Source organism: Pseudomonas sp. CBS (assembly GCF_024734645.1).
Classification (GTDB): Bacteria; Pseudomonadota; Gammaproteobacteria; order Pseudomonadales; family Pseudomonadaceae; genus Aquipseudomonas.
Map to the genome: position 1 here is coordinate 7,173,429 of NZ_CP102929.1, position 26,627 is coordinate 7,200,055.

Here is a 26,627-nt window from a genome sequence, read left to right on the forward strand (position 1 = left end):
AGTACCTCATGGAAAGTGCATACGACTACGAAACCAGTGTGATCCAGGGCTTGCTGGACACCGACTACTACACCTTCACCATGATGCAGGCCGTGCTGCACCAGCACCCGAATGTCGATGTGGAATACCAGTTCATCGTCCGCTCCAAAGAGAAACTCGGGCACCTGATTCCCGAGCTGCGGGCCGAGCTGGAAAAACTCGCCGGCCTCAACATGCGCGAAGGCGAACTGCGCTTTCTGTTCAACCAGCGCCGTGAATACCTGACCCCGGATTTCGAGCGTTTCCTGGGCCTGTTCCGCTTCAACCTGCGCTATATCCACGTCAGCGAAGTCGACGGCCAACTGAACATCCGCGTGGTTGGCCCGATGCTGCACTGCATCATGTTCGAACAGCCGGTATTGGCCCTGGTCAGCGAACTGCGCAACCGCGACAAATACCCCGACGTGACCCTCGAAGACGTCACCCGCAAGCTCTACCAGAAGTTCGACTGGCTGGAGAAAAACCTCACCCGCGACGAGTTGGCGGACCTGCGCGTCTCGGACTTTTCCACCCGCCGCCGGTTGTCGTTCAAGGCTCAGCGCGAAGTGGTGGACATCATGCGCCGTGACTTTCCCGGCCAGTTCACCGGCACCAGCAACGCGCACCTGGCCTACGAATTCGACTTGCCGCTGATCGGCACCATGGCCCACCAATGGCTGATGGTGCACCAACAACTGGGCCGGCTGCGGGAAAGCCAGAATGCCGCGCTGGAAAACTGGGTGCGCGAATACCGTGGCCGGTTGGGCATCGCCCTCACTGACTGCATCAGCACCGACTTTTTCCTCAAGGATTTCGACCTGTACTTCGCCAAGCTGTACGACGGTTTGCGCCAGGACTCCGGTGATCCGATCGTGTGGGCCGACAAGGTCCTGGCCCGCTACAAGGCACTGGGCATCGACCCGATGACCAAGGACCTGATGTTCTCCGACGGCCTGAACTTCGAAAAATGCCTGCCGATCCTCCGGCACGTGCGGGGCAAGGCCAAATTCGGTTTCGGCATGGGCACCAGCCTGGCCTGCGATGTGGACGGCGTAGAACCGCTGAGCATCGTGATGAAACTGGTGCGGGTGCATGACGAGCCGGTGGTGAAATTCTCCGATGACCCGATCAAGAATGTCTGCGAAGACGCCTCGTTCCTGCAGTACGCGGCGCAGGTGTTCAACGTCAGCAACGTCAATCCACAATTGGGGGTGTGACATGGACACTCAGGCACGTATCGCACACGCACTGAATATCAACCGGCTGCTCGGCAAGGGGGGCGAGGGCGCTGAGCTGCAACGGCGCATCGACTTCATCAAGGGCACGTTGCGCCAGTCCGGCTGCCACGCGTTGGTGCTGGGCATCAGCGGCGGCGTCGACTCACTCACCGCCGGGCGCCTGTGCCAACTGGCGGCGGAGCAACTGCGCAATGAGGATTACGAGGCGCGCTTCATCGCGATGCGCCTGCCCTATAAAACCCAGGCGGACGAACGCGACGCCCAGGCCTCCCTGGACTTTATCGCGCCGGACCAGATCGAGACGCTGAACATTGCCGCCTGCGTCGACGGGCTGATGGGCAGCCTGTCTGCCGGGCAGGCCAGTGCTGAACGCATCGACTTTATCAAGGGCAACGTCAAGGCCCGGGCGCGGATGATGGCGCAGTACGCCGTAGCGAATTTGCACAATGGTCTGGTGGTGGGCACCGACCACGGCGCAGAGGCGTTGATGGGGTTTTTCACCAAGTTCGGTGACGGTGCCTGCGACCTGGCACCGCTGTCCGGGTTGACCAAGACCCAGGTGCGCCTGCTGGCCGGCGCCCTCGGCGGGCCACCGCACTTGGTGACGAAAGCGCCGACCGCCGACCTGGAAGAGCTGGCCCCGGGCAAGCTGGATGAGCTGGCCTATGGTTGCAGCTATGACGAGATCGACCGCTATCTGATGGGCGAGGCGGTGAGTGAGCGGGTGAGGACGATTGTCGAGAACGCTTACCTCAAGACGGCTCACAAGCGTGCGCTGCCGTTCGTTCCCGACTAGAGGCGGCGCAGGAAGGATTTGACGATTTTCTGGGTGGCCTGGGTGGTGTCCAGGTCATCCAGGCGACTGTAGGGATGCCACTGGCATTCCTTGATTTCACTCAGGGGCCGGGCTTCGTCGATATTCACCACCGACGCCTCGAACACATGGTGCAGCGTGTCGCTGGCCTTCAGTTCCTGCAATAACAGCAAACCGTCCACGTTCAGCCCGGTTTCCTCTTCCAGCTCCCGCGCGGCCGCGCCCACTGGCCGCTCGTCGCGCTCGACCTTGCCGCCGGGCAGTGCCCATTTCGATCGGGCTTTACGCACGAACAGGATGTGCCCGTCGTGCTCGCAAATCACCGTGGCCCTTATTTTCATCGTCTGTGCCCCCGCAGCTGGATGATTGTCATAAAAGTGTAATGCAATTGTCATGCTGAGTCTTTCTCCGGCAGGGTGGAGAGGGGGCCGGAAAACACCGATACTGCCCCATCGAAAAAACCTCACCTGAAGGAGATGCAGATGAACACCGTACGCTGGGGCATGATCGGCTGTGGCAGTGTCACTGAACTCAAGAGTGGACCCGCCTTCTACAAAGCGCCAGGTTCGGCGCTGGTGGCCGTGATGGGGCGACGCGAGGAAGCCGTGCGCGATTATGCGGCACGCCATGGCATTGCCCGGTTCTACACCGACGCCCAGGCGCTGATTGACGACCCGGAAGTGGACGCGGTCTATATCGCCACGCCGCCCGACAGCCACCTCGAATACAGCCTGATGGTGGCCGCCGCAGGCAAGCATTGTTGCGTCGAAAAGCCGATGTCGCTGAATGCCGAGCAAAGCGCGCTGATGCAACGCACCTTCGAACAGGCCGGACTGCACCTGTTTGTCTCCTATTACCGGCGTTCCCTGCCGCGCTTCCAGCAGGTGCGGGACTGGCTGCAGGACGGGCGCATCGGCGAGTTGCGCCATCTGACCTGGACCTTGTGCAAGCCGCCCTCTGAAGACGATGCCAGCAGTGCCAACTGGCGCACCGACCCGCTGATTGCCGGCGGCGGCTATTTTGCCGACCTGGCCAGCCACGGTTTTGACCTGTTCCAGTACCTGGTCGGGGATATCGTCGATGTGGCCGGGTTCACCGCGCGCCAGGCCGGGCGTTATGCCGCCGAAGATGCCGTCACCGCCTGCTGGACCTTCGCCTCGGGCGCGTTGGGCATGGGCTGCTGGAACTTTGTCGCCGACCGTCGCGAGGACTTGGTGGAGTTGATCGGCAGCAAGGGCCGCATCACGTTCTCGGTGTTCGATGAGGCGCCGTTGCGGCTTGAGGGCGAGACCAGCGAAGCGCTGGAGGTGCCCAATCATGCGCATATCCAGTGGCATCACGTGCTGGGAATGAACGCGCATATTCGCGGCGAGAGCAAACACCCGGCGCTGGCAATTGAGGCGTTGAAGACCGATCGGGTCATGGACCGGGTGCTACAACGTAACCCCAACCTGGCGGTCTAGCAGTGCTTCAATTTTCTGTTTTTAAGGAATGAACGGATGAAAATGAAAGCAGCCTGGCTTTTGCTTTGGCTGGCGTTGGCCAGTGTCGTGACGGCGGCGCCGCGAGCCCAGGGTCAGGCCGGGGAGTTTGATTTTTATGTGTTGTCGTTGTCCTGGTCGCCGACCTTCTGCCTGACGCACCCGGACGACCAGCAGTGTTCGGGCAAGGGTTACGGGTTTGTCCTGCATGGGCTGTGGCCGCAATACGCGAAGGGTGGCTGGCCGGCGTCCTGTGCGCCGCAGTCGCGGTTGTCGGATGCCGACTACGCCCGGGGCAAGACGCTGTTCCCGTCGCCCAAGCTGCTCAAGCACGAATGGGCCAAGCACGGCACCTGCAGCGGGCTTGAGGCATCAGCCTATCTGGACAAGACCGACGCAGCGCTGGGCGTGGTCAAGATCCCGCAGCAGCTGGAACCCTTCAATGTCCCCGGCGGCCTCGCTGCGCGGGACATTGAAGCGCTGTTTCGCGAGAGTAACCCGGCCATGGGCAACCACGGCCTTGCAGTGATCTGCAAGGGCGCAGTGTTGACCGAAGTGCGGGTGTGCCTGACCAAAGACCTGGCATTCGCCGGCTGCCCGCGCAGCGTCAAGAGCCAGTGCCGGGATGGCGACATTCGTATCCCGACCCAGCGTTAAGCCGACTCAGGCGGGCCCATAATTTTTATGGGTCTGCTCGATCTCTTCCACCAATTGGTCAATACCCGCCAGGCGCGCCCGGTTGTCGTGGTCCCAGGGATGAAACCCGGGCTTGAAGTATTGCAGCCAGGGCAACGCCATGCGCGGGAACACACCCTTGGGCCCGTAGAGAAACTTGAGCATCCGCCAGAAGCCCTTCAAATGCCCGCCTGAACGCCGGTCGGCAAACAGCAGGCGCAGGTGGAAATCAAGAATCGTCAGCCAGAACAGCGCCGTGGTGGCCAGCATGGTTGTGGTGCGCAGTAAATATCGCTTGGGCCCGGGCTTGATCACGCTGTTCCACACATCAAAGGCCACCGCCTTGTGCTCGGTTTCTTCCAGGGCATGCCAGTACCACATCTGCTGATAACCCTTGACCGAATCACCGAACCGCGACGGGTCGCTGAGGAGGATTTCCGCGAGCATCGCGGTGTAGTGCTCCAGGGCAATGGTCACCGCCAGGTTGAACGAGGCGGGCATGTATTTCTTTTGTGCGTCGAGGATCATCTTCAGTCGGCGATCCAGGGTATGCGCCGGCAGCCCGGCGGCTTGCAGCAGGTCGTTATAGGCCACGTGTTCGCGGCTGTGCATGGCTTCCTGGCCGATGAAACCCTGGATTTCCTTCTTCAGTTCCGGGTCTTGGATGCGCTGGCGATAGTGGCGCACGCTGTCCATGAAGAACAGTTCGCCCTGGGGAAACAGCAACGACAGCGCGTTGAAAAAGTGTGTGATGAACGGGCCTTGTTCATGCCAGTTCTTGATGCGTTCGGCCGGCAGGGCAAAACGGAGGTCGCGGCGAATCGGCAGCATGGTCGGTACTCCAGTTCAGAGACGGTGCTCTTCGTTGGTTTCAAGGACGGGCGAGGGCGCACTGCGTTGTTTCGGCGCCATGCGTTTGCTGGCGAACACCACCAGCGCTTGATAGGCGGACGGCAGGCAGCGGGCCAGCAGGTCCAGGAAGTAGGCGTCGCGGCCAATCAGCACGCGACGTTTGTTTTTGCGGACGCCGTTGAGGATCACTTTGGCAGCCTGGTCGGCGTCGGTGATGAACAGCTTTTCGAAGTCGGCCCGGGCCTGCTGTTCGCTGTGGATCAGGAAGCCGGTCATGTTGGCGTCGATCCGGCTGCTGCGGCAGATGTCGGTGCGGATCCCGCCGGGATGCACGCAGGTGGCCGAGACCCCGCTTTTCTGCAGGTCGAGTTCCTGGCGCAGGGCTTCGGTAAAGCCACGCACGGCGAACTTGGTGGCGTTGTAGCCGCTCATGCCCGGCTGGGCGAACAGGCCAAACACGCTGGAGGTGTTGATCACATGGCCGTCGCCGCTGGCCTTGAGGTAAGGCAGGAACGCCTTGGTGCCGTAGACCACGCCCCAGAAGTTGATCCCGACGATCCACTCCAGGTCGGTATAGTCCACGCCTTCCACGGTGCTGGACAGCGCGACGCCGGCGTTGTTGAAGATCATATTGATCTGGCCATGCTCCGCGGCGCAGCGGGCCGCCCAGTCCTCCACCGCCTGGCGATCGGAAACGTCCAGCACCTGCGAGGTCACCAGCACCGGCGCAAGCACCTGGGCCTTGATCAGTGCGACGGTCTGCTCCAGGCCCTGGCTGTTTTTATCCGCCAGCGCCAGGTGGCAGCCTTCACGCGCCAGCGCCAGGGCCAACGCGCGGCCCATGCCTGACGCCGCGCCAGTGATGGCCGCCACGCGGCCGTTGAATGACTTCATGACAGGCTCCCTTCTGCGGTGGTGTGAGGATTCGCGGCCGGGCGCGGGGTGGGCGGCACCGGCACCAGATTGGCAACGTAGTCCTTGAGGGCGAAATGCCGGGTGACCTGCTTGAAACGCCAGGTAGAGCCGGGCCACAGCGTGGTGTTCTTGCCGGTGCGCGGGTCCAGGTACCAGCTCTTGCAACCGCCGGTGGTCCAGATGGTGCCGTTGAGTCGGTCCTGCAGCCTGGCGTTGTAGGCGAGTTCGACCACGGGCTTGACGTCCACCGTGGCGATGCGATGGCGCTGCATTTGGCGCAAGGCATCGAGGATGTAAGTGACCTGGGCCTCGATCATCAAAATCATCGAGTTATGCCCCAGCCCGGTGTTGGGGCCGACGATCAGGAACAGGTTCGGATAGCCCGGCACTGTGGTACCCAGGTACGCGTGGGCACCGTCTTGCCAGGTGTCCATCAGGTCGATGCCGTGGCGGCCGATGATGCAGTTGCGAGGCAGGGGATCGGTGGCCTGGAAGCCGGTGCCGAAGATGATGCAATCGGCCGGGTGCTTGATGCCGTCGGCGGTGATCACCCCGTCGGCCTCGATGCGCAGCACGTTGTCGGTCACCACCTGCACATTGCTGCGCGACAGCGCCGGGTAGTAATCGTTGGAGATCAACACGCGCTTGCAGCCGATGGTGTAGTCCGGCGTCAGGGTCTTGCGCAGGGAAGGGCGGGCCACTTGTTTGTGCAGGTGGCGCACGGCGATTTTCTGCACCATTTTCATCAGGCGCGGGTGGAGGGCAAAGCCCACGACGCGGCCTTCCAGCGCCCAATAGTAAGCACCGCGCACCAGGCGCTGGGTGAAGGGCAGATGCTTGAAGGCCCAGCGTTCGACGCGTGAAATCGGCCGGTCGGGCTTGGGCATGATCCACGGCGGGGTGCGCTGGAACAGGTCCAGGTGGGCCACCTGCGGCGCAATCTGCGGCACGAACTGAATGGCACTGGCGCCGGTGCCGATCACCGCCACGCGTTTGCCCTTCAACGAATACTCGTGGTCCCACTGCTGGGAGTGGAAGCGCTTGCCCTTGAAGCTGTCCAGGCCGGGAATGTCCGGCAGCGCCGGGCGCGACAAGCCACCCATCCCGGATACCAGCACTCGCGCGCTGACCTGGCGGCCATTGCTGAAACTCAGGCTCCAACGCTGTTGCACCTCATCAAACACCGCCTGCTCCAGCCCCATGCCAAAGCGCAGGAACGGCGCCAGCTCGAAGCGTTGGGCGCACTGTTCCAGGTAGGCGCGAATCTCCGCCTGGGGCGCAAATTGCCGCGTCCAGTCTGGGTTGGGCGCAAAGGAAAATGAATAGATATGGGATTGCACGTCGCAGGCGCAGCCGGGGTAGTGGTTATCGCGCCAGGTGCCGCCAAGGGCATCGGCCTGCTCGGCGATAAAGAAGTCGTTGAACCCGGCTTCCTTGAGTTTGATCGCCATGCACAGCCCGGCAAATCCGGAACCGATGATGGCGATGTCGACGGTGTCATGGGCATTCATAGGCTGTCCCTCGTGGGCCGGTGGCGCCTTACGGGTTTCGACATCGGATGTGCTCCTTGTTTTTGTTTTGGCTTTTTAGATAGAACACCATTGCAAAGAAAAATTGAATTATTTATTTTAAAAAAGATTTTAAATAATCTACCTGAAAATTTCGTCTAGGCTACGACCCAGTTCCTCAAGTGCGACTTATCCGACGGACGAGAGCTTTTACGCACGCAGTCAGGTCCAGGGGTGGACGATGGCTGAGGTCTTGACCAATACCGGTCGGGCCGCCAGCAACACAGGGATGCAGAGGACCGAGCTATGGCTGTCGAGTGGGTTGTCGCTGCGGGTGTGTTTGTAGGGTTAAGCGTAGTGTTGTGGGGCTTCAGTGCCCGGATGACACGGCGTATAGAAGCCGCTGTTCCGATCAACGGGCGCTTTCTGGAGATCAATGGCGAGCGCTTTCATTATGTAGACGAGGGCAAGGGCCCGCCGCTGGTGATGATCCACGGGCTGATGGGCAGCAGTCGCAACCTGACGTATGCCTTGTCTGCCCGGTTGCGTGAGCACTTTCGGGTGATCACCCTGGATCGTCCGGGGTCGGGTTATTCCACCCGGCGTGCCGAAACGGCCGCCGACCTGCCGGGCCAGGCCCGGCAAGTCGCCAGCTTTATCAAGACCCTGGACCTGGATAAACCGCTGGTGCTGGGGCATTCCCTCGGCGGGGCAATTTCCCTGGCCCTGGCGCTGGACCATCCCCACGCGGTCTCCGGATTGATCCTGGTGGCGCCGCTCACCCATCCCCAGCGCCTGCTGCCGCTGGTGTTTATGTCGTTGGCGATACGCCCGGGATGGCTGCGACGCTACATGGCCCACACCCTGACCATGCCCATCGGCCTGCTGACCAAAGGCTCGGTGGTCAAGGGCGTGTTCGCCCCCGACCCCGCCCCGGAAGACTTCGCCACCCGCGGCGGGGGATTGCTGGGCATGCGGCCCGACAACTTCTATGCGGCCTCCACCGAGATCAACCTGGTCAACGATTTCCTGCCGGACATGGTCAAGCGCTACCCGCAACTGACCTTGCCCATCGGGCTGATCTATGGCGCGCAAGACAAGGTGCTGGACTTCCGCAAACACGGCCAGGCCCTGGCCAGCCTGGTGCCGGGCCTGAAACTGCAGCTAGTGGAAGGGCGCGGGCATATGTTGCCGATCACCGCTACAGAGCGTGTGGCGGCCGTCGTCGAGCAGGTGGCCAAGCGTGTCCGGCCACCGGAAAACGCCACGGTGTTGCATCCGTCGTTTGCCGTGGTGAGTAAATAATTATGCGACTGAACTCGCGGTTCGCCCCCCGTCAATGCTTGCCCTAGACACCTGACCAATCGGCTGAAAAAGAGACTGCCTGGTCACGCTCAAAAGGGTTCAAGAATTTAGTTGACGACCTAACGATTCCGCGCTATTTATTTAAAAAAATATTTCAATGTCTAATTTGAAATAATTTTTGAAATGCCTAAGAGCGAATAAAATAATGAAAAAAACGCCTTTTATCGCATGGTTGAATTCTCGGAGCAGTCATCGCTCCGTGTACCTGTCCAGTGTTGATTTTTGCTCCCTGCCCACCTGCCTCGCACGGAGGTTGCCATGAATCAGACCCTGGCTGCCCCGAACGTCTGGACCGACGCCAAGCGCCACCTGTGGTGGCTCGGCATCATGCCCCTGGCAACCCCGTTGCTCTCAGGCGCCCTCGCCATCACCACCGGTGTGCAACAACTGTGGTGGGTCGGCGTACTGGTGATCTTCGGCCTGATCCCATTGATCGACGGCCTGCTGGGTGAAGACGTCAGCAATCCGCCGGAATCCGCCGTCAGCAACCTCGAATCCCAAAGCTACTACCGCTGGATCGTCTACACCGGCGTGCTGTTTGTCATCGCCTCGGTGGTGATCACCGGTTGGCTGGCGGCAGGCGGGATCGACTGGATCATCAGCGGCGGTCTGCTGCAGGCTACCGCCAGCCTGGACCCATCGAGTTGGCTGGCCAAGACTGCCGCGTTCATCACCGCTCGCACCCAACTGCATGGTGAAATCAGTTGGTTCACCTACCTGGGCATGGCGATGTCCACCGGCGCCGCCACCGGCATCGCCATCAACACCGCCCACGAACTGGGGCACAAGCCGCGCCTGCTGGAAGTCTTCCTGGCCAAGATCACCCTGGCGCCGACCTTCTACGGGCACTTCTACACTGAACACAACCGTGGCCACCACGTACGTGTCGCCACTCCGGAAGATCCGGCCAGTTCGCGGTTGGGGGAGAGCTTCTGGGCTTTCCTGCCACGCTCGGTGTGGTTCAGCGCCCGCTCGGCATGGAACCTGGAACGTGAACGCCTGCGCAAACTCGGCCTGCCGGCCTGGCACTGGAAGAACGGTGTACTCAGCGCCTGGATGTACAGCGTGGTGTTGTGGGGCGCGATGATTGCGTGGCTGGGCGCGGCCGTGATTCCGTTCCTGATCATCCAGGGCATCTACGGTTTCTCGCTGCTGGAAGTGGTGAACTACGTCGAACACTACGGCCTGAAACGCCAGAAGTTGCCCAACGGTCGTTATGAGCGCTGCTCGCCCCGGCACTCGTGGAACAGCAATCGGATTGTGACCAATATCTTTCTGTTCCAACTACAGCGGCACTCCGACCATCACGCCAATCCAACCAGAAGTTATCAATCTCTGCGTCACTTTGATGAGTCGCCGCAACTGCCATACGGTTATGCCAGCATGATTGTCTGGGCTTATGTGCCGTACTTGTGGCGACGACGCATGGACCACCGAGTTCTTAATCATTATGCCGGGGATATTACCCTGACCAATCTTCAACCTTCACAACGTTTGAAGTACATGGAGAAGTACAGCAACACTACCAAACCCTTCTAACGTAAAGCCGTCAGTCGTAGGACGTACTCGGGATCTGTGTATCGCGCAGGTTTTCATCGCCCAGTCTTTACCGGTTTCGAGTACGGCTTAGTTGCAAGACAGTTGTTTGACCCGAACAAAAATAAAATTAAGGGAAGGACGTACACCATGCAAAACCCTGCCAAGTTCACCACGCATATTATATTGGCCGCCCTGGGCCTGATCGTTTACCACCAGGCCCAGGCCGCCCGTATCGAACCCGCCGGCAGCGCGTTTACTGCCCAGGGGCCCATCAGCTTTTCCAAGGGCGCGCTGATCAGCGCGGATTGCACCATCAAGGTCGCCGGCAAAGTGGCAGCGGATGGCTCGTCGGTGAATGTCGACAAAGTTGAATTCGACGGCGGGCTCAAGTGCAGCCGGGTGGAAGCGATCAACTTGCCGTGGGTATTGGTGGCTAAAGATACCAAGAGCGGCTCGATGTCGAAGATCGCCGTCGATGTGCACGCCTTTGGTTTGGGCGGCAAATGCGGGCCTTCTACTGCCGATGGCACGTGGGATAACGCCACGGGCAAGTTAGAGGCTGCCAACGTGCCGATCGGCGAAGACTGCACGATTAAAACGGTGTCGATCAAGATGCCGCCGACTTTCAAAGTTGTTGAGTAACGTTTAAGTGTTGCAGCGGTAATTGAATTGAAATTTGGCTGGAAAGGGAAGTTCTGCAGATTCACCGTGACCTCTCGATCATGGCCATTACCCCTGGCGAATTGACTCGCCATAACATGTGAGGAAAAACAATGAAAAGCTTGAAAACCCTCGTTTGTGTAGGTTCGTTTGCGTTGTGCTTCGGCGCAGCTTCGATGGCCAATGCGGCCTATACCATTGCTCCGGCGGGTTCGCCCTTCGCAACGACCGGCAGCATTACGGTGAAGTCGCCGGCGTCGCTGCAGCAGCCCGTAACGTGCAACATTGCTTTTTCCGGCCAAGTGGCGGCTGACGGTTCCTACGCTCAGATCAACAGTGCCACCGTCAATGGCAGCAACCCTCTGTGCGGTGTTCCAAAACTGCTGAACCTGCCATGGAAACTGCAAGTGACTGCCGGTGCCAACCCAAGCTACACCGGTACCGTGGCGGTGAACTTCTCGGTTGTCTCTAACTGTGCGTCGGCTGCCGTGCCAATCGCCGTGACCTGGAACAACGGCTCCAACCTCCTGAGTATTGCAACACAACAGGCCGTCGGTTCTTGCACCATCACCGCGCTGACTGCAACGCCGAACCCAGCATTCGTCATTTCGCCATAAGTACCGCTCCGCGCAAAACGTGATGATCACACGTTGAAATAAACAGGTGCCTCGTCAGAGGCACCTGTCGAGGTAAGCCCGATCGGGGTTAACGCCCGTGATGGAAAAAATAATAAGGAGTGGAGCATGAATAATAAGAAACAACAGGCTCAAGCGTTTCTCGGCCTGGCATTGTTGGGCGGGCTCATGGCCGCGGCAGGGTCGGTCCAGGCCGGCGGCTTCGCGACTCCGACCTATGGTGCCCAAGGCTGGGGTCGTGCCTTCGGGGGTGGCTCGCTGTTTCAGAACGATCCATCTGCGGCGTTCAACAACCCGGCGGCCATGGCCTTTATCGATCGTAACGTCGCCGAGCTCACCGTCAACTATGCGCGGATCAACATCAAATACAAAGGCACCGAAAAGGACTACGCCGGCAATGCGCCGCAGCTGGTAGACCCGGATACGCTGGCCGGCACGCCCAATGACAACAAAGGCGGGCAGGGCGGCTTCACCGCTTGGGTACCGACCGGATTTGCGGTGATGCCGATTGGCGATCGCTTCGCCTTTGGTCTGAGCCAGGTCGTTCCCATGGGGGCACGTACGACATGGGATTCCGACTGGATTGGACGAGATTTTGCCGTCGACACGCGCATTGAAACCGTTGGTCTGACGGGCGCACTGTCGTTCAAGGTGAATGATCAGTTTTCCATTGGCGGCGGTGCAATTGTTCAGCACACCAAAGGCTTCGTCAGCCAGAACATAGACCTGTATTCCGCGGCGGCCGTGTCTCCGATCGGACTTCAGTTTCCTTCCGGCGTAGGCCACTCGCTGATTCGCGTCAAGGTGGACAATACCTCCGTCGGCTGGTTTGGCGGCCTGGCCTGGAAGCCTACAGACAAAGATACCTTGGGCCTTGCCTACCACGCCAAGATCAAGAACAAGCTGGAGGGCAAATACAATATCTACGCTGACCCCTTGAGCCAGTCGCTGATCGAGGGCGGTCTCCCAGGCCTTGCCTACCCGGGTCTGGACCTGAAGCTCAACGGTGCCAACGCCAGCACACAACTTGATGTCCCGGCCAACGCCACCATCGACTGGGTCCACCAGTTCAGTGATCGTTTCAGCCTGGGTGCCAGTGTCATGTGGACCCAATGGTCGTCATTCAAGGCGCTGACCTTGAAGTCTGACGGCAACCAGATTGTGTCGATTCCTTATAACTACAAGGACGCCTGGATGGTCTCCCTCGGCGGTGACTATAAACTCACCAACGATCTCACTGTGCGCGCCGGTGTAGCCACGGACCAGACGCCGACCCGTAACTCCACCCGTGACCCACGCATCCCCGATGGTGACCGGATCTTCACCTCCCTGGGCTTTGGCTACAAAGTTCGTGCAATTCCGGGGTTGGGTATCGACGGTTCCTACTCCCACCAATTCGTGGAAAAAGCCAAGCTGCAAACCCACAACCAGGATCGTCTGGGGGCAGCCACCCTGGATGGCAAGGCGGACGCCTATGGGGACGTAGTCAGTATGGCGATCTCCTACGAGTTCTGATCCACCGTTGTGGCGTGTGTCGGTGTCAGCCTGCAGTCAGCGCATCTTTCTGCAAATCTCACACTGATATTGCATCGACGGGTCGCCCACGCGACCCGTTCCGATCCCTTTTCCATTGACCTGACCGGCTGATCCATTCAGCCGCTGCTTTTTTGCCCAAGCATTAAATAAAAATTTCAAAACAAAATTTGAATTTATCTTTTCAAGTTTGTAGTGTGGCTTTACGTCACAGGTCATTCCGATCTGCTTGAGCGTTGGCCGTACCCTGAATTGAGTAGAGGTATCCCCATGGTTATCTGGTTATTGGCGGGACTCGCAGCAGCGATTGCCCTGGCGTATCGACAAGCCGCTGCCACCCTCTGGCTGGGTGCCGGCCTGGTCTGGCTGGCGGTCGGTTACCTGTTCAACGTGGTCGCCGGTTTCGGCGCCAGTGTGGTGGCGGTGCTGGTGCTATTGCCCGCGCTGCTGCTGACGATCAAACCCCTGCGCCGCGCGCTGTTGACCAGCAAGGCCCTGGGCCTTTTCCGCAGCATCATGCCGGCGATGTCCGACACCGAGCGCGCTGCCATCGAATCCGGCACCGTGTGGTGGGACGCCGAGCTGTTCAGCGGCAAACCGCGCTGGGAGCGTCTGCTGCAAGCCGCACCGGCCAGCCTCAGCGCTGAAGAACAGGCTTTCCTCGACAACGAAGTAGAGACCCTGTGCGACATGTCCAACGACTGGGAAACCACCCAGGTCTGGCAAGACATGTCCCCCGAAGGCTGGCAGTACACCAAGGATGCCGGCTTCCTCGGCATGATCATTCCCAAGCAGTACGGCGGCAAGGGCTTCTCCCACTATGCGCATTCGCAAGTGGTGATGAAGCTCTCGACCCGTTGCTCGGCAGCGGCGATTTCGGTGATGGTGCCCAACTCCCTGGGCCCGGCAGAACTGCTGCTGCACTACGGCACCGACGCCCAGCGCAACTATTACCTGCCACGCCTGGCCCGTGGTGAAGACATCCCGTGCTTCGCCCTGACCAGCCCGTATGCCGGCTCCGACGCCGGGGCCATTCCAGACCTGGGCGTCGTCTGCAAAGGCCTGCACGAAGGTGAGGAAGTGCTGGGTTTCCGCGTGACCTGGGACAAGCGCTACATCACCCTCGGCCCAATCGCCACCTTACTCGGCCTGGCATTCCGCGCCGAAGACCCGGACGGTTTGCTCGGCCAGCCCGGCTCCCTGGGCATCACCTGTGCGCTGATCCCGACTTCCCACCCAGGCGTGAACAGCGGCCGGCGTCACTGGCCACTCAACGCGGTATTCCAGAACGGCCCAACCACCGGTAAGGATGTGTTTATCCCGCTGGAATGGGTGATCGGTGGCCGCGAACAAGTCGGCAACGGCTGGCGTATGTTGATGGAATGCCTGGCGGCTGGCCGGGCGATTTCCCTGCCGTCGGCCAACGTCGGCCTGGGCAAGGTGGCCGTGCGTGGCACCACCGCTTATGCGGCGATGCGCAAACAATTCGGCCTGCCCATCGGCAAGTTCGAAGGCGTACAAGCACCATTGGCACGTATGGCCGGGCATCTGTATGCCTGCGATGCGGTGCGCAAGGTTTCAGTGGCGTCACTGGATGCCGGTGAAAAGCCGTCGGTGATCTCGGCCATCGCTAAATACCACGTTACCGAGCGCGCGCGGATCATCGTCAACGACGGCATGGACATCGTCGCCGGCAAGGGCATCTGCATGGGCCCCAATAACTTCCTCGCCCGGGCCTACCAGCAAAGCCCCATCGCCATCACGGTGGAAGGCGCGAACATCATGACCCGCTGCCTGATCATCTACGGCCAGGGCCTGATTCGTTGCCATCCCTATGTGTTCCGCGAGATGGAAGCGGCGCGCAACACCGACCGGCGCAAGGCCCTGGTGGATTTCGACAGCGCGATGTTCGGCCATCTGAGCTTTGTGCTGGCCAATACCGTACGTGCCGCAGTGCATTCGCTGACGGGCGGGCGCTTGATTTCGGTGCCGGGCAAGACTGATCCGGCGCTGGCGTCCTACTACCGCCAGGCCAATCGGCTGTCGGTGGTGTTGGCGTTGATCTCGGACATTTCCATGGGCGTGCTGGGCGGTGCCCTCAAGCGCAAGGAAAGTATCACCGGGCGGTTGGGAGACATTCTGTCCCAGCTGTACATCCTGTCCTGCGTGCTCAAGCGCTTTGAAGATGATGGCCGGCCCCAGGCAGATCTGCCGCTGGTGCATTGGGCGGCTCAGGACGCCTTGCTGCGGGCCCATGAAGCCCTGGCTGAAGTGCTCGACAACTATCCGTCAAAAGCAGCGGCGGCGGTGGTGCGTGGCTTGACCTTCCCGTTTGGCATTCCCCTGCGCAAACCCTCGGATCGCCTGCTGGCGCAAGTGGCGGATCTGGTGCAGGTACCGGGGGAAAGCCGTGACCGCTTGCTGGGCAACTCCTATATCCCGCGGCCTGAAATCGACAAGCTTGCATATGGCGAACTGGGCTTCCGTCTGTTGCCACAAGTGGAACTGATCGAGGCGCGGCTCAAGGGTGCGATCAAGCAAGGCCTGATCGAACCGATGCCGATTTCCGGCACTGCGTTTACCCCGTGGCGGGTCAAGGCACGGGCGCTGGACCTGATCAGCGACGACGAAGACAGCTTGCTGGCGCGCTATGTGGAATACGGCGATCACGCGATCCAGGTGGACGACTTCCCGCAGGACTTCGGCTTGCTGGAAGCCTTGCAACAGCGCCAGCAGGCGCTGGAACAGGCCGCCAAACCGACCGCCAGGCGCCGCGCCAACCAAAGCGAAAACGCGCCGGTCAACTGATTGGAACTGGGGGGACACGGTCAATGTGAGAGCTGGCTTGCCTGCGATAGCGTTGGTTCAGGGCCAGAAGTGTTGGCTGACACACCGCAATCGCAGGCAAGCCAGCTCCCACAGGGATCGGGTTTCCATGGAAAGACAGTGTTGTGAGTGAATTTATCCATGAGTGACAGCTACCTCTCGTTCGTCAATTCCCCTTGGGGCCGCTGGCTGGCGCAGACTGCCGGGCTGCCGCAACCCCTGGCGCTGCAACGTCATCGCAGCGGCCAACAAGGCCTGGCCAACCCGGTGATCGTCGCCGGGGCAGGGCGCCTGGCTGCCGAGATCCAGCGCATCTTCAGTGCCACCGACACGGTGCCCGCTACCGCCGCGACCCTCAAGGCGCCCTCTACGGTCAAAGTCCAGGGCGCGGTGTTCGACGCCAGCACCATCGCCGACCTCAAGCAACTGGACGAGCTCTACGCATTCTTCCACGCCAACGCCAAGCGCCTGGGCCAACACGCCCGGGTGGTGGTGCTCGGCACTGCGCCGGAGCTGTGCAAGGACTTGCCGCAGGCCATTGCTCAGCGCGCCCTCGAAGGCCTGGTGCGCTCACTGGCCAAGGAGCTGCGCCGGGCAATCACCGTGCAGTTGATCTACGTCGCCCCGGGTGCCGAAGGTGCGCTGGAAAGCAGCCTGCGGTTCTTCCTGTCGCGGCGCTCGGCCTATGTCTCGGGGCAGGTGGTACGCCTTGAGAAACCGGTCGACACCCAAGCCGAAATCAATTGGGACAAACCCCTCGGCGGCCGCCGTGCCCTGGTCACCGGCGCATCCCGTGGCATCGGCCTGGCAATCGCTCAGGTGCTGGCCCGTGACGGCGCGCAGGTGGTCTGCGTGGATGTGCCCCAGGCCCAGGAATCCCTGCAACAGGCGGCCAGCAGTGTCGGTGGCAGCGCACTGGCGCTGGACATCACCGCCACCGACGCCGCGCAGCAGCTGCAAGCCCATATCAGCCAACACGGCGCATTCGACGTGGTGGTGCACAACGCCGGGATCACCCGCGACAAGACCATCGCCAAGATGACCGAAGCGGCGTGGCGCAGCGTACTGGCGGTCAACCTGGAAGCGCCGCTGCACCTGAGCACCGCATTGCTGGAAAGCCAGGGCCTGAACCCGGGTGGGCGGATCGTGTGTGTCTCGTCGATTTCCGGCATTGCCGGCAACCTCGGGCAAAGCAACTACGCCACGTCCAAAGCCGGTGTGATCGGCCTGGTGCAAGGTCTGGCACCCCGGGCGGCGGCGCAGCAGGTGACGGTGAATGCCGTGGCTCCCGGTTTTATCGAAACCCAGATGACCGCGAAGATCCCGCTGATGATTCGCGAAGCAGGGCGACGGATGAATTCCATGTCCCAGGGTGGGCAACCCATCGACGTCGCGGAAACCATTGCCTGGCTGGCGCATCCGGCTTCCGGCGGGGTCAATGGCCAGGTGGTGCGGGTCTGCGGCCAAAGCCTGTTGGGAGCCTGACCTATGGACTATGTAACGCAGATTATTGACCCACCGCCCTCACGTTCGCGGCTGTTGCTGGACGGTGTCCTGGCCTTGCGCAAACCCAAAGTGGAAGGTACGCCGACGTTGCCGACAGAACGCCTGGTGCGTTCGGCCGTTGAGCTGTCTGCCCAGGGGATCGCGGCCTACGGTCGGGCCTGTGGTTTCCGCCGCGAGCAAGGCGTGCCGCTGTCCTATCCCCATGTGCTGGCGTTCCCGCTGCACCTGATGCTGCTGACCCGGCCGAGCTTCCCGTACCCGGCCAGCGGCATGGTGCATTTGGCCAATCGCATCCGTCAGCATCAACGGCTGGAGGAGGGCCAGGCCCTGCGGCTGGAGGTGTATTGCGAGCGCTGGGTCGCCCATCCCAAGGGCCAGGCCTTGAGCATCGCCACCCGTGCCTACAGTGCGGGCACCCTGGTGTGGGAGAGCGACAGCCTGTACCTGCGGCGTGACGTAAAAGACCCGGTCGGCGAACCGTGGGACGACGTGCTGCCGTTGCAGGAAGAAGGTTTGCTGCGTACCCAACGCTGGGTGCTGCCGGCCGACCTCGGGCGGCGTTTCGCCAAGGTCTCGGGGGATTTCAATCCGATTCACACCTCGGTGATTGGCGCCAAACTCTTCGGCTTTCGCCGGGCCATCGCCCACGGCATGTGGACGCTGGGCCGCGCATTGGCCGCGCAGCAACCGCCGGGTGGACTGGCGCAGGCCGAAGCCCACTGCGACTTCAAGTTGCCGATCTTCCTGCCCGGCCAGGTCGCCTTGTGGAACGTCCCGCCAACCGGCGCGCGTCGTGAGTTTGAAGTGCGCAGTTTCGCCGGTGACAAACCCCATATGCGTGGGCTGTTTATCTGGAATGAGAACCCTCGATGAGTGACTACAGCTTCAACCCGGCCCCGACCCGCCGCGTGGCGATTCTCGGCGGCAACCGCATTCCGTTCGCCCGTTCCAATACGGTGTATGCCCATGACAGCAACCAGGATTTGCTGGTCGCCGCCCTGCAAGGCCTGGTGGACCGCTACAACCTTCACGGCCTGCGCCTGGGCGAGTTTGCTGCCGGTGCGGTGATCAAGCATTCCCGGGATTTCAACCTGGCCCGGGAAAGCCTGCTGTCCACCACGCTCTCTCCCGAAACCCCGGCCTACGACCTGCAACAAGCCTGCGGCACGGGCCTGGAAGCGGCGTTGCTGGTGGCGAACAAGATCGCCCTCGGGCAGATCGAAGTGGGCATTGCCGGCGGTTCCGACACCACCTCCGACGCGCCGATCGGCATCAACGAGTCCCTGCGCCGCACCTTGCTTTCAGCCAACCGCGCCAAGGGTACCGGCGCCAAGTTGAAGGCACTGATGAGTGTGCGCCCGTCGATGTTCTTCAAGCCGCTGCTGCCGCGCAATGGCGAACCGCGCACTGGCCTGTCCATGGGCGAGCACTGCGAAGAAATGGCCAGGCGTTGGCAGATCAAGCGCCTGGCCCAGGACGAACTGACCCTCACCAGTCACCAACGGTTGGACGCGGCCTACAAGCAGGGTTTCTTCGATGATTTGATCAGCCCGTATCGCGGCCTGGCCCGGGACAACAACCTGCGGGCCGACGCCAGCCTGGAAAAACTCGCCGGCCTGTCCCCGGCCTACGACCGCCAGAACGGCACGCTCACCGCCGGCAACTCCACGGCCCTGACCGATGGCGCCTCAGTGGTGCTGCTGGCCAGCGAGGAATGGGCCGCCGAACGTGGCTTGCCGGTGTTGGCTTATTTGCGAACCGGCGAAACCGCAGCGGTGAATTTCGTCGACGGCACCGAAGGCCTGCTGATGGCCCCGGCCTACGCCGTGCCACGCATGCTCAAGCGTGAAGGCCTGACGTTTGCCGACTTCGACCTGTTCGAGATCCACGAAGCCTTCGCCGCCCAGGTGCTGTGCACCCTCAAGGCCTGGGAAGACCCGGACTATTGCCGCGACCGCCTGGGCCTCGATGCGCCGCTGGGCAGCATCGACCGCGCCAAAATGAACGTCAACGGCGGCTCCCTCGGCTGCGGTCACCCGTTCGCTGCCACTGGCGGCCGGCAGCTCGCAGCACTGGCTAAGGCTATTCACCAGCGGGGCGGCGGCCGAGGCTTGATTTCGATCTGCGCCGCGGGCGGGCTGGGCATTACCGCTATCGTCGAAAAGTAGTTCCCACCATAAAAACAACAAGGAGACTGCCATGAACGCTGTAAGCCTGGAACAGACCGAACGCCTCTGGTTGAACGCTTACCTGCCCGGCGTACCGGCAGACATCGACGCCGGCATCGAGGACTACCCGTCGTTGCGCGAGGTGTTCCTGGAGCACCTGCACAAATTCAGTGAACGCGTCGCCTACGTCAGCATCGGCACCGAGATGACCTACGCCGACTGGGAAGTGCAGGGCATCGCCTTTGCTGCGTGGCTGCAAGCCCAGGGTGTGAAGAAGGGCGACCGTGTGGCGCTGATGATGCCCAACTGCTTGCAGTACCCGATCTGCCTGCTGGGCACGATCCTCGCGGGCGCCGTGGTGGTCAACGTTAACCCGCTGTACACCGCCCGGGAGCTGCAGCATTTGCTCAAGGACAGCGGAGCGGAGACCCTCGTTATCTTCGAAAACTTCGCCCACACCCTGGAGAAGGTGGTGGCCGCCAGCACCGTCAAACGCGTGGTGATTGCCGCCATCGGCGATCTGCTCGGCACCTTCAAGGGCGCGGCGATGAACTTCATCCTGCGCAGCGTGCAGAAGCAGGTCCCGCGCTTCAACCTGCCGGGCGCCGTTCGCTTCAACCAGGTATTGAAACAGGGGCGCGGCCAGACCCATTTGGCCGTGCCGATGAACCGCGAAGACCTGGCCTTCCTGCAATACACCGGCGGCACCACCGGCGACGCCAAGGGCGTGATGCTCAGCCATCGCAACATCATCGCCAACCTGTTGCAGGCCAAGGCGTGGGTGGGTGATCAACTGGACCAGAACCAGCAGGAAACCAACGTCACGCTGCTGCCGCTGTACCACATCTTTTCCCTGACGGTGAACTGCCTGATGTTCATGTGCCTGGGCGGGCGCAACATCCTGATCGCCAACCCACGGGACGTGAAACGGGTGCAGATGATCCTGCGCAAGGAGCGTTTCAACGGGATTGCCGGGGTGAACACGCTGTTCAATGGCCTGCTGGAAAACAAGGAGTTCTGCGCCCGGGACTTTTCCGACCTGCGCATGGTGATTGCCGGCGGCATGGCCACCCACACCGCCGTGGCCAAGCGCTGGAAGGAAGTCACCGGCTTGCCGATCATCGAAGGCTACGGCCTCACCGAGTGCTCGCCGGTGGTGAGCATCAGCCCCATCGACATCTCACGCATGCGCGAGATGGAATTCACCGGCAGCATCGGCGTGCCGTTGCCGTCGACCTGGGTGCGGTTTGTTCGTGAGGACGGTGAACTGGCGGAGATGGGTGAGCCTGGCGAACTGCAAGTGCGCGGGCCGCAGGTGATGCAGGGATACTGGAAGCGCCCGGCGGAAACCGCCGAGGTGCTGGATGCTGACGGGTGGCTGTCCACCGGGGATATCGGGGTGATGAATGAGCAGGGCTTCATCCGCCTGGTGGACCGCAAGAAAGACCTGATCCTGGTGTCCGGGTTTAACGTGTACCCCAACGAAATCGAAGACGTGGTGGCGTTGCATCCCGGTGTGGCGGAAGTGGCGGCGATTGGGGTGGAGGATGGCGTGACCGGCGAACGGGTGAAAATCATCGTGGTGCGCAAGGACCAAAGCTTGACCCAGGAACAGATTCTGGCGCATTGCCGGGAGTATTTGACGGGGTACAAGGTGCCGCGGTTCGTGGAGTTTCGTACGCAGGAGTTGCCCAAGACGACGGTGGGCAAGGTGCTGCGCCGGGCACTGCGCTAAGCCTGAGTGAACGCGGCCAGCTCCCACATTGGATATCTGATGGCTGAAAATTATTAGTCAGTACGATCGTTCCCACGCTCTGCGTGGGAACGCCTCTTGTGACGCTCTGCGTCACGCTTTGGACGCGGAGCGTCCGGGGCTGCATTCCCACGCGGAGCGTGGGAACGATCGTCAGTCGTCGAACCCCACCTGCTCATGAATCTCATCGACCTTCAATTCCAGCCGATACGCCACGGCAATAAACAACGCCTGGCACAGGCACAGCGTCGCACTCAGTGACCTGAACGCAAACGACGAGCCCTCATTCACCAGCAACACCGTGCTCGCCCGCTTGGCCAGGGGCGACAGGTTGCTGTCCGTAATAATCAGCGTCTTGGCCTGATGGTGCTGGGCAATCCGCAGGCAGTGCTGGGTTTCCTTGCCGTACGGCGTAAAGCTGATGGCAATCACCAGGTCATTCGCCCGTACGCTGCGCATCTGCTCGCGATAACTGCCGCCCAACCCCGACACCAAATGAATCCGCTTGTTGGTGTGCTGCAGGTTGTACACCAGGTAATCCGCCACGGCGAACGAACGGCGCACGCCCACCACGTAGATATTGTCGGCATTCACCACCAGGTCCACGGCCTTTTCAAAGGCCGCGTCATCCAGCTCCAGCCCCAGGCGCTCGATCCCCGACAGGGTGGCATTCACGCACTCACGCGCCAGGTCGCCGCCGCTGGCTTTCTGCGACTTGTTGGCGATCATGCTGCGGATGCGTTGCTGGTAGTTCTGCACCGGCGTGGTCTTGTGGGTGTAGGCCTCGCGGAACAACGCCTGCATCTCACTGAAACCACTGAACCCGAAACGCTGGGAAAACCGCACGATGGCCGACGGGTGCACTTCGCATTCACGGGCGATGTCGCTGATGCGGTCGACCATGATCCGGTCGCTCTGCTGGCTCATGTAGCTGGCGATGCGCTTGAGCTGGCGCGGCAGGCTCTCGTATTCATCGGTGATCAGCTGCAACAGCCGCTCGGCGTTCAGCGGCGGGCTGGCGAGTGCGTCTTCCGGGGCGCTCTGGGACATAGGGAATCCTTCTGGCTTGTTCTTACTAGGGCGCGTTCAGTCGCCCCTGACAATAAGTCGATGTGCGCAAGTCTACAGGGTAGGCGCAAAAAAATACCTCGGCATCCCGCCCCACGGTGCAGCTGAAACGATGCACCGTGGCTGGAACACGCCGATGATGGCTTATTGGAAAATATATTCCACGAAAAATATTTATAGAATAAATATTGATTGGCGCCGCCAGACGTTCTAGTCTGCTTGCACCAAGAGCGTATGCCGCCACCACGACGGCACACGCAGGCTGATAAAAATAACAGGAGCCAGCATGGGCCAGACTCGTTTTGCCAGTGGGCGTCAATTGGATCTGATTTGCCTGGGACGCCTGGGCGTCGACCTTTACGCACAACAAGTGGGTGCACGGCTGGAGGATGTCTCAAGCTTCGCCAAGTACCTCGGCGGTTCCTCCGCCAACATCGCGTTCGGCACCGCACGGCTGGGGCTCAAGTCGGCGATGTTGAGCCGGGTAGGGGACGACCATATGGGGCGTTTCCTGCTGGAGTCCCTGGCTCGTGAAGGTTGCGATGTCAGCGGCATCAAGGTCGATCCGGAACGCCTCACCGCCCTGGTGCTGCTGGGTCTCAAGGATCGCGAAACCTTTCCCCTGGTGTTCTACCGCGAGAACTGCGCCGACATGGCCCTGCGCGCCGAAGACATCAGCGAAGCCTTCATTGCTTCCAGCAAGGCGCTGCTGATCACCGGCACTCACTTCTCCACCGACGGCGTGTACAAGGCCAGCATCCAGGCCCTGGACTACGCCGAGCAGCACAACGTCAAACGCGTGCTCGACATCGACTACCGCCCGGTACTCTGGGGCCTGGCCGGCAAGGCCGACGGTGAAACCCGGTTTGTGGCCGACCAGAATGTCAGCCAGCACGTGCAGAAGATCCTCCCGCGCTTCGACCTGATCGTCGGCACCGAAGAAGAATTCCTGATTGCCGGTGGCAGCGAAGATTTGCTGACAGCTTTGCGTACCGTGCGCGGCCTGACTTGCGCAACCCTGGTGGTCAAGCTTGGCCCGCAGGGCTGCACGGTGATCCACGGCGACATCCCGGCCCGCCTCGAAGACGGCGCCATCTACCCTGGCGTACGGGTGGAAGTGCTCAACGTCCTGGGCGCCGGTGATGCCTTTATGTCCGGCTTCCTCAGTGGCTGGCTTGAAGACGCCAGCGACGAGCGCTGCTGCCAGCTGGCCAATGCCTGCGGCGGCCTGGTGGTGTCGCGCCATGCCTGCGCACCGGCGATGCCGACCCGTGCCGAACTCGATTACCTGTTCAACAGCCCGGTGCCGATAACCCGCCCGGACCAGGACGCGGTGCTGCAACGCCTGCACCGGGTCAGCGTACCGCGCAAAGCCTGGAAGCAGCTGTTCGTGTTTGCCTTCGATCATCGCTGGCAGTTGGTGGAACTGGCCCAGAAAGGCGGCCAGGACCCGGCGCGCATCAGCGCCCTCAAGCAACTGTTTATCCAGGCCGTGGAACGGGTTGAAAGCAAACTGGCGGAGCAGGGCGTCGAGGCTGACGTCGGGATTCTGGCCGATCAACGCTTCGGCCAGGACGCGCTGAACGCCGCCAGCGGTCGCGGCTGGTGGATCGCCCGTCCGGTGGAAGTCCAGAACTCACGGCCGCTGGCCTTTGAACACGGCCGCTCGGTGGGCAGCAACCTGATTGCCTGGCCCCAGGAGCAAATCATCAAGTGCCTGGTGCAGTTCCATCCTGACGACGAGCCGCTGCTGCGCCTGGAGCAGGAAGCTCAACTCAAGAGCCTGTACCAGGCATCCCTGGTCAGCGGCCATGAATTGCTGCTGGAAATCGTGCCGCCCAAGGACCATCCGTCCACCTATCCCGACGTGCTCTACCGCAGCCTCAAGCGCCTGTACAACCTGGGTATCTACCCGGCGTGGTGGAAGATCGAGGCGCAGTCGGCGGCGGACTGGAAAAAGCTCGACGAACTGATCCAGGAACGCGATCCCTATTGCCGGGGCGTGGTGCTGCTGGGCCTGAACGCTTCCGCCGAATGCCTGGCCGATGGCTTCCAGCAAGCCAGCCAGAGCCAGACCTGCCGCGGTTTCGCCGTGGGCCGCACGATTTTCCAGGAGCCAAGCCGCGCCTGGCTGGCGGGGGAGATTGACGATCAAACCTTGATTGAGCAGGTGCAGTGCATCTTTGAGCAGTTGATTAATGCTTGGCGCAGTTCTCGAAGTTAAACACGGTCAAATGTGGGAGCGGGCTTGCTCGCGAAAGCGGAGTGTCAGTCGACTGATACACCAACTGAACCACCGCCTTCGCGAGCAAGCCCGCTCCCACATAAAGCAGATCTCAGGCAACTCTGAAAAACAATAATAGGTGCAGCCATGCCCGCTATCCGAATTGGCATCAACCCGATCTCCTGGAGCAACGACGACCTGCCGGCCCTGGGCGGCGAAACGCCGTTGAGCACGGCCCTCAGCGAAGGCAAGGACATCGGCTACGAAGGTTTCGAACTCAACGGTAAATTCCCCAAGGACGCCAAGGGCGTTGGCGATGTCTTGCGCCCCTATGACCTGGCACTGGTCTCCGGCTGGTACTCCAGCCGCCTGGCCCGGCGCTCGGTGGCGGAAGAAATCGAAGCCATCGCCAGCCATGTGGAACTGCTGCGCGAAAACGGCGCCAGCGTGTTGGTGTACGGCGAAGTCGCCGACTCGATCCAGGGTTCACCGGTACGCCTGATGGAACGCCCGCGTTTCCACAGCGAACAGGCCTGGCAGGAGTACGCCGACAAACTCACCGAACTGGCGCGCTTCACCCTGTCCCAGGGCGTGCGCCTGGCGTACCACCACCATATGGGCGCCTACGTCGAATCCCCGGACGACATCGACCAACTGATGCGCCGCACCGGCCCGGAAGTCGGTCTGCTGTTCGACTCGGGCCACTGCTACATGGGCGGCGGCGAACCCATCGAGGTGCTGCGCAAACACATCGACCGCATCTGCCACGTGCACTTCAAGGACGTGCGCAAGCCGGTGGTGCAACTGGCGCGCAACCAGATGTGGAGCTTCCCGGACTGCATCGTCAACGGCACCTTCACCGTGCCCGGCGACGGTGATATCGACTTCGCCGCATTGCTGGACGTGCTGCTGGCCGCCAATTACAAGGGCTGGCTGGTGGTGGAGGCGGAACAGGATCCTGCCGTGGCGCCGAGCTACATCTATGCGAAGAAAGGCTACGACACGCTGCGCGCGCTTCTCAGCGAGAGGATTGGACAATGAGCCTGTTGGTCAAAAGCAGCAAACGCGGGCAAACCATGGTCGCCCTGGAAGAAGGGCGCCTGGAATATGTAGGGTTTGCCGCCTACCGCCTGAGCCTGGGCGAAACCCTGCCGGTGACGGCCGGTGATAAAGAGCTGTGCCTGGTGCTGCTCAGCGGCCGGGTGACGATTCAGGGCGAAGGCTTCAACTGGGAAAACCTCGGTGACCGCCACTCGGTCTTCGAAGACAAATCTCCCTACGCCGCCTACCTGCCACCGGGCACCGACGCCCAGGTCACCGCGTTGAGCGACGTACAAATCGCCGTCTGCGCCGCTCCCGGTTCCACCGACGCAGGCCTGGTGCCACGCCTGATCCGCCCCGAACAATGCAAGCGCAGCGTACGCGGCAAGGGCGCCAACACCCGCTATGTGTGCGACATCCTGCCTGACAGCGAACCCGCCCATTCGCTGCTGGTGGTGGAAGTGCGCACGCCCTCCGGTCACTCGTCGAGCTACCCGCCCCACAAGCACGACACCGACGATCTGCCGCACCAGAGCTTTCTTGAAGAAACCTATTACCACCAGATCAACCCGCCCCAGGGCTTTGTGTTCCAGCGGGTCTACACCGACGACCGCAGCATCGACCAGGCCATGGCCGTGGAAAACAGCGATCTGGTGGTGGTGCCCAAGGGGTATCACCCGGTCAGCGTGCCGTATGGCTACGAGTCCTACTACCTGAACGTGATGGCCGGCCCCAAGCGCGCCTGGCACTTCCATAACGACCCGCAGCACAGCTGGCTGCTGGATCTTTAAGCACTTTCGACGGAGAA

At 61.5% G+C, this 26,627-nt stretch carries 22 protein-coding genes; 17 read left to right on the top strand and 5 right to left on the bottom strand.

Features of this window, described 5'->3' with window-relative positions; translation table 11 throughout:
- The first annotated feature begins 8 nt into the window (after nt 1-8).
- On the top strand, nt 9-1,235 hold the full coding sequence (gene pncB, locus NVB75_RS32775; protein WP_258345149.1) for a nicotinate phosphoribosyltransferase: 1,227 nt from the start codon (nt 9-11) through the stop codon (nt 1,233-1,235).
- Nucleotide 1,236: 1 nt separating this feature from the next.
- Complete coding sequence (gene nadE, locus NVB75_RS32780; protein ID WP_258345151.1) at nt 1,237-2,052, top strand: ammonia-dependent NAD(+) synthetase; 816 nt, start codon at nt 1,237-1,239, stop codon at nt 2,050-2,052.
- Here nadE and NVB75_RS32785 read toward each other — a convergent pair.
- On the bottom strand, nt 2,049-2,411 hold the full coding sequence (locus NVB75_RS32785; RefSeq protein WP_258348827.1) for an NUDIX hydrolase: 363 nt from the start codon (nt 2,409-2,411) through the stop codon (nt 2,049-2,051). The two genes, nadE and NVB75_RS32785, sit on opposite strands and share 4 nt — an antisense overlap.
- Before the next feature lie 141 nt (nt 2,412-2,552).
- Between NVB75_RS32785 and NVB75_RS32790 the strand changes: the two genes are divergently transcribed.
- The gene (locus tag NVB75_RS32790) at nt 2,553-3,533 is read left to right on the top strand and encodes a Gfo/Idh/MocA family protein (RefSeq protein ID WP_258345153.1); all 981 of its coding nucleotides are present in this window, start codon (nt 2,553-2,555) and stop codon (nt 3,531-3,533) included.
- A 36-nt stretch (nt 3,534-3,569) separates the two neighbouring features.
- Entirely contained in the window at nt 3,570-4,208 is a 639-nt protein-coding gene (locus tag NVB75_RS32795; RefSeq protein ID WP_375378904.1) for a ribonuclease, read from the top strand.
- Nucleotides 4,209-4,214: 6 nt separating this feature from the next.
- Here NVB75_RS32795 and NVB75_RS32800 read toward each other — a convergent pair whose 3' ends face one another.
- Genes NVB75_RS32800 through NVB75_RS32810 form a run of 3 tightly spaced genes read right to left on the bottom strand, consistent with a single transcriptional unit; the run spans nt 4,215 to nt 7,504 of the window.
- Nucleotides 4,215-5,057 (bottom strand): metal-dependent hydrolase, encoded by an 843-nt coding sequence (locus NVB75_RS32800; RefSeq protein WP_258345155.1) that lies wholly within the window; start codon nt 5,055-5,057, stop codon nt 4,215-4,217.
- 15 nt (nt 5,058-5,072) lie between these two features.
- The gene (locus NVB75_RS32805) at nt 5,073-5,972 is read right to left on the bottom strand and encodes an SDR family oxidoreductase (RefSeq protein WP_258345156.1); all 900 of its coding nucleotides are present in this window, start codon (nt 5,970-5,972) and stop codon (nt 5,073-5,075) included.
- Entirely contained in the window at nt 5,969-7,504 is a 1,536-nt protein-coding gene (locus NVB75_RS32810; protein ID WP_258345157.1) for an NAD(P)/FAD-dependent oxidoreductase, read from the bottom strand. The genes NVB75_RS32805 and NVB75_RS32810 overlap by 4 nt, the downstream gene beginning before the upstream one ends.
- A gap of 303 nt (nt 7,505-7,807) precedes the next feature.
- Between NVB75_RS32810 and NVB75_RS32815 the strand changes: the two genes are divergently transcribed.
- The 10 genes from NVB75_RS32815 (at nt 7,808) to NVB75_RS32860 (ending at nt 21,468) form a co-directional block, all read left to right on the top strand.
- Entirely contained in the window at nt 7,808-8,806 is a 999-nt protein-coding gene (locus NVB75_RS32815; RefSeq protein ID WP_258345158.1) for an alpha/beta fold hydrolase, read from the top strand.
- A gap of 318 nt (nt 8,807-9,124) precedes the next feature.
- Nucleotides 9,125-10,405: an alkane 1-monooxygenase gene (locus NVB75_RS32820; RefSeq protein ID WP_258345159.1), complete on the top strand. Its 1,281-nt coding sequence runs from the start codon at nt 9,125-9,127 to the stop codon at nt 10,403-10,405.
- Between the two features lie 147 nt (nt 10,406-10,552).
- A complete protein-coding gene (gene praA, locus NVB75_RS32825) occupies nt 10,553-11,047 on the top strand; it encodes an alkane oxidation protein activator PraA (protein WP_258345160.1) in 495 nt (164 codons plus the stop codon).
- Between the two features lie 131 nt (nt 11,048-11,178).
- Nucleotides 11,179-11,682, top strand: coding sequence for an alkane oxidation protein activator PraB (gene praB / locus NVB75_RS32830; RefSeq protein ID WP_258345161.1), 504 nt, complete (start codon nt 11,179-11,181; stop codon nt 11,680-11,682).
- 126 nt (nt 11,683-11,808) lie between these two features.
- Nucleotides 11,809-13,215, top strand: a complete 1,407-nt coding sequence (locus NVB75_RS32835) for an outer membrane protein transport protein (RefSeq protein WP_017479888.1) — start codon at nt 11,809-11,811, stop codon at nt 13,213-13,215.
- Between the two features lie 288 nt (nt 13,216-13,503).
- Nucleotides 13,504-16,041 carry an acyl-CoA dehydrogenase gene (locus NVB75_RS32840; RefSeq protein ID WP_258345162.1) on the top strand — a complete coding sequence of 846 codons (2,538 nt, stop codon included), beginning with the start codon at nt 13,504-13,506 and terminating at the stop codon, nt 16,039-16,041.
- 159 nt (nt 16,042-16,200) lie between these two features.
- Nucleotides 16,201-17,544, top strand: a complete 1,344-nt coding sequence (locus NVB75_RS32845; protein ID WP_258345163.1) for a 3-oxoacyl-ACP reductase — start codon at nt 16,201-16,203, stop codon at nt 17,542-17,544.
- Between the two features lie 3 nt (nt 17,545-17,547).
- Nucleotides 17,548-18,438 carry a MaoC/PaaZ C-terminal domain-containing protein gene (locus NVB75_RS32850; RefSeq protein ID WP_258345164.1) on the top strand — a complete coding sequence of 297 codons (891 nt, stop codon included), beginning with the start codon at nt 17,548-17,550 and terminating at the stop codon, nt 18,436-18,438.
- Nucleotides 18,435-19,733 (top strand): acetyl-CoA C-acetyltransferase, encoded by a 1,299-nt coding sequence (locus NVB75_RS32855; RefSeq protein ID WP_258345165.1) that lies wholly within the window; start codon nt 18,435-18,437, stop codon nt 19,731-19,733. Before NVB75_RS32850 ends, NVB75_RS32855 begins: the two co-directional genes overlap by 4 nt.
- 31 nt (nt 19,734-19,764) lie before the next feature.
- The gene (locus tag NVB75_RS32860; protein WP_258345167.1) at nt 19,765-21,468 is read left to right on the top strand and encodes an AMP-binding protein; all 1,704 of its coding nucleotides are present in this window, start codon (nt 19,765-19,767) and stop codon (nt 21,466-21,468) included.
- Between the two features lie 171 nt (nt 21,469-21,639).
- Here the strand turns inward: NVB75_RS32860 and NVB75_RS32865 are convergent, their stop codons facing one another.
- Nucleotides 21,640-22,536 (bottom strand): MurR/RpiR family transcriptional regulator, encoded by an 897-nt coding sequence (locus NVB75_RS32865; protein ID WP_177070964.1) that lies wholly within the window; start codon nt 22,534-22,536, stop codon nt 21,640-21,642.
- 304 nt (nt 22,537-22,840) lie between these two features.
- Between NVB75_RS32865 and iolC the strand changes: the two genes are divergently transcribed.
- From iolC to iolB, 3 genes are all read left to right on the top strand, one after another.
- A complete protein-coding gene (iolC, locus tag NVB75_RS32870; RefSeq protein ID WP_258345168.1) occupies nt 22,841-24,778 on the top strand; it encodes a 5-dehydro-2-deoxygluconokinase in 1,938 nt (645 codons plus the stop codon).
- 147 nt (nt 24,779-24,925) lie between these two features.
- Entirely contained in the window at nt 24,926-25,819 is an 894-nt protein-coding gene (iolE, locus tag NVB75_RS32875) for a myo-inosose-2 dehydratase (RefSeq protein ID WP_201140313.1), read from the top strand.
- Entirely contained in the window at nt 25,816-26,610 is a 795-nt protein-coding gene (gene iolB, locus NVB75_RS32880; RefSeq protein WP_258345170.1) for a 5-deoxy-glucuronate isomerase, read from the top strand. The genes iolE and iolB overlap by 4 nt, the downstream gene beginning before the upstream one ends.
- The last annotated feature ends 17 nt before the right edge of the window (nt 26,611-26,627 follow it).

What these genes read in the sequence shown, in the direction of transcription:
- pncB (WP_258345149.1), top strand. Translation starts at nt 9, where the DNA reads ATGGAAAGTGCATACGACTACGAAACCAGTGTGATCCAGGGCTTGCTG.
- nadE (WP_258345151.1), top strand. Translation starts at nt 1,237, where the DNA reads ATGGACACTCAGGCACGTATCGCACACGCACTGAATATCAACCGGCTG.
- NVB75_RS32785 (WP_258348827.1), bottom strand. Translation starts at nt 2,411, where the DNA reads ATGAAAATAAGGGCCACGGTGATTTGCGAGCACGACGGGCACATCCTG.
- NVB75_RS32790 (WP_258345153.1), top strand. Translation starts at nt 2,553, where the DNA reads ATGAACACCGTACGCTGGGGCATGATCGGCTGTGGCAGTGTCACTGAA.
- NVB75_RS32795 (WP_375378904.1), top strand. Translation starts at nt 3,570, where the DNA reads ATGAAAATGAAAGCAGCCTGGCTTTTGCTTTGGCTGGCGTTGGCCAGT.
- NVB75_RS32800 (WP_258345155.1), bottom strand. Translation starts at nt 5,057, where the DNA reads ATGCTGCCGATTCGCCGCGACCTCCGTTTTGCCCTGCCGGCCGAACGC.
- NVB75_RS32805 (WP_258345156.1), bottom strand. Translation starts at nt 5,972, where the DNA reads ATGAAGTCATTCAACGGCCGCGTGGCGGCCATCACTGGCGCGGCGTCA.
- NVB75_RS32810 (WP_258345157.1), bottom strand. Translation starts at nt 7,504, where the DNA reads ATGAATGCCCATGACACCGTCGACATCGCCATCATCGGTTCCGGATTT.
- NVB75_RS32815 (WP_258345158.1), top strand. Translation starts at nt 7,808, where the DNA reads ATGGCTGTCGAGTGGGTTGTCGCTGCGGGTGTGTTTGTAGGGTTAAGC.
- NVB75_RS32820 (WP_258345159.1), top strand. Translation starts at nt 9,125, where the DNA reads ATGAATCAGACCCTGGCTGCCCCGAACGTCTGGACCGACGCCAAGCGC.
- praA (WP_258345160.1), top strand. Translation starts at nt 10,553, where the DNA reads ATGCAAAACCCTGCCAAGTTCACCACGCATATTATATTGGCCGCCCTG.
- praB (WP_258345161.1), top strand. Translation starts at nt 11,179, where the DNA reads ATGAAAAGCTTGAAAACCCTCGTTTGTGTAGGTTCGTTTGCGTTGTGC.
- NVB75_RS32835 (WP_017479888.1), top strand. Translation starts at nt 11,809, where the DNA reads ATGAATAATAAGAAACAACAGGCTCAAGCGTTTCTCGGCCTGGCATTG.
- NVB75_RS32840 (WP_258345162.1), top strand. Translation starts at nt 13,504, where the DNA reads ATGGTTATCTGGTTATTGGCGGGACTCGCAGCAGCGATTGCCCTGGCG.
- NVB75_RS32845 (WP_258345163.1), top strand. Translation starts at nt 16,201, where the DNA reads ATGAGTGACAGCTACCTCTCGTTCGTCAATTCCCCTTGGGGCCGCTGG.
- NVB75_RS32850 (WP_258345164.1), top strand. Translation starts at nt 17,548, where the DNA reads ATGGACTATGTAACGCAGATTATTGACCCACCGCCCTCACGTTCGCGG.
- NVB75_RS32855 (WP_258345165.1), top strand. Translation starts at nt 18,435, where the DNA reads ATGAGTGACTACAGCTTCAACCCGGCCCCGACCCGCCGCGTGGCGATT.
- NVB75_RS32860 (WP_258345167.1), top strand. Translation starts at nt 19,765, where the DNA reads ATGAACGCTGTAAGCCTGGAACAGACCGAACGCCTCTGGTTGAACGCT.
- NVB75_RS32865 (WP_177070964.1), bottom strand. Translation starts at nt 22,536, where the DNA reads ATGTCCCAGAGCGCCCCGGAAGACGCACTCGCCAGCCCGCCGCTGAAC.
- iolC (WP_258345168.1), top strand. Translation starts at nt 22,841, where the DNA reads ATGGGCCAGACTCGTTTTGCCAGTGGGCGTCAATTGGATCTGATTTGC.
- iolE (WP_201140313.1), top strand. Translation starts at nt 24,926, where the DNA reads ATGCCCGCTATCCGAATTGGCATCAACCCGATCTCCTGGAGCAACGAC.
- iolB (WP_258345170.1), top strand. Translation starts at nt 25,816, where the DNA reads ATGAGCCTGTTGGTCAAAAGCAGCAAACGCGGGCAAACCATGGTCGCC.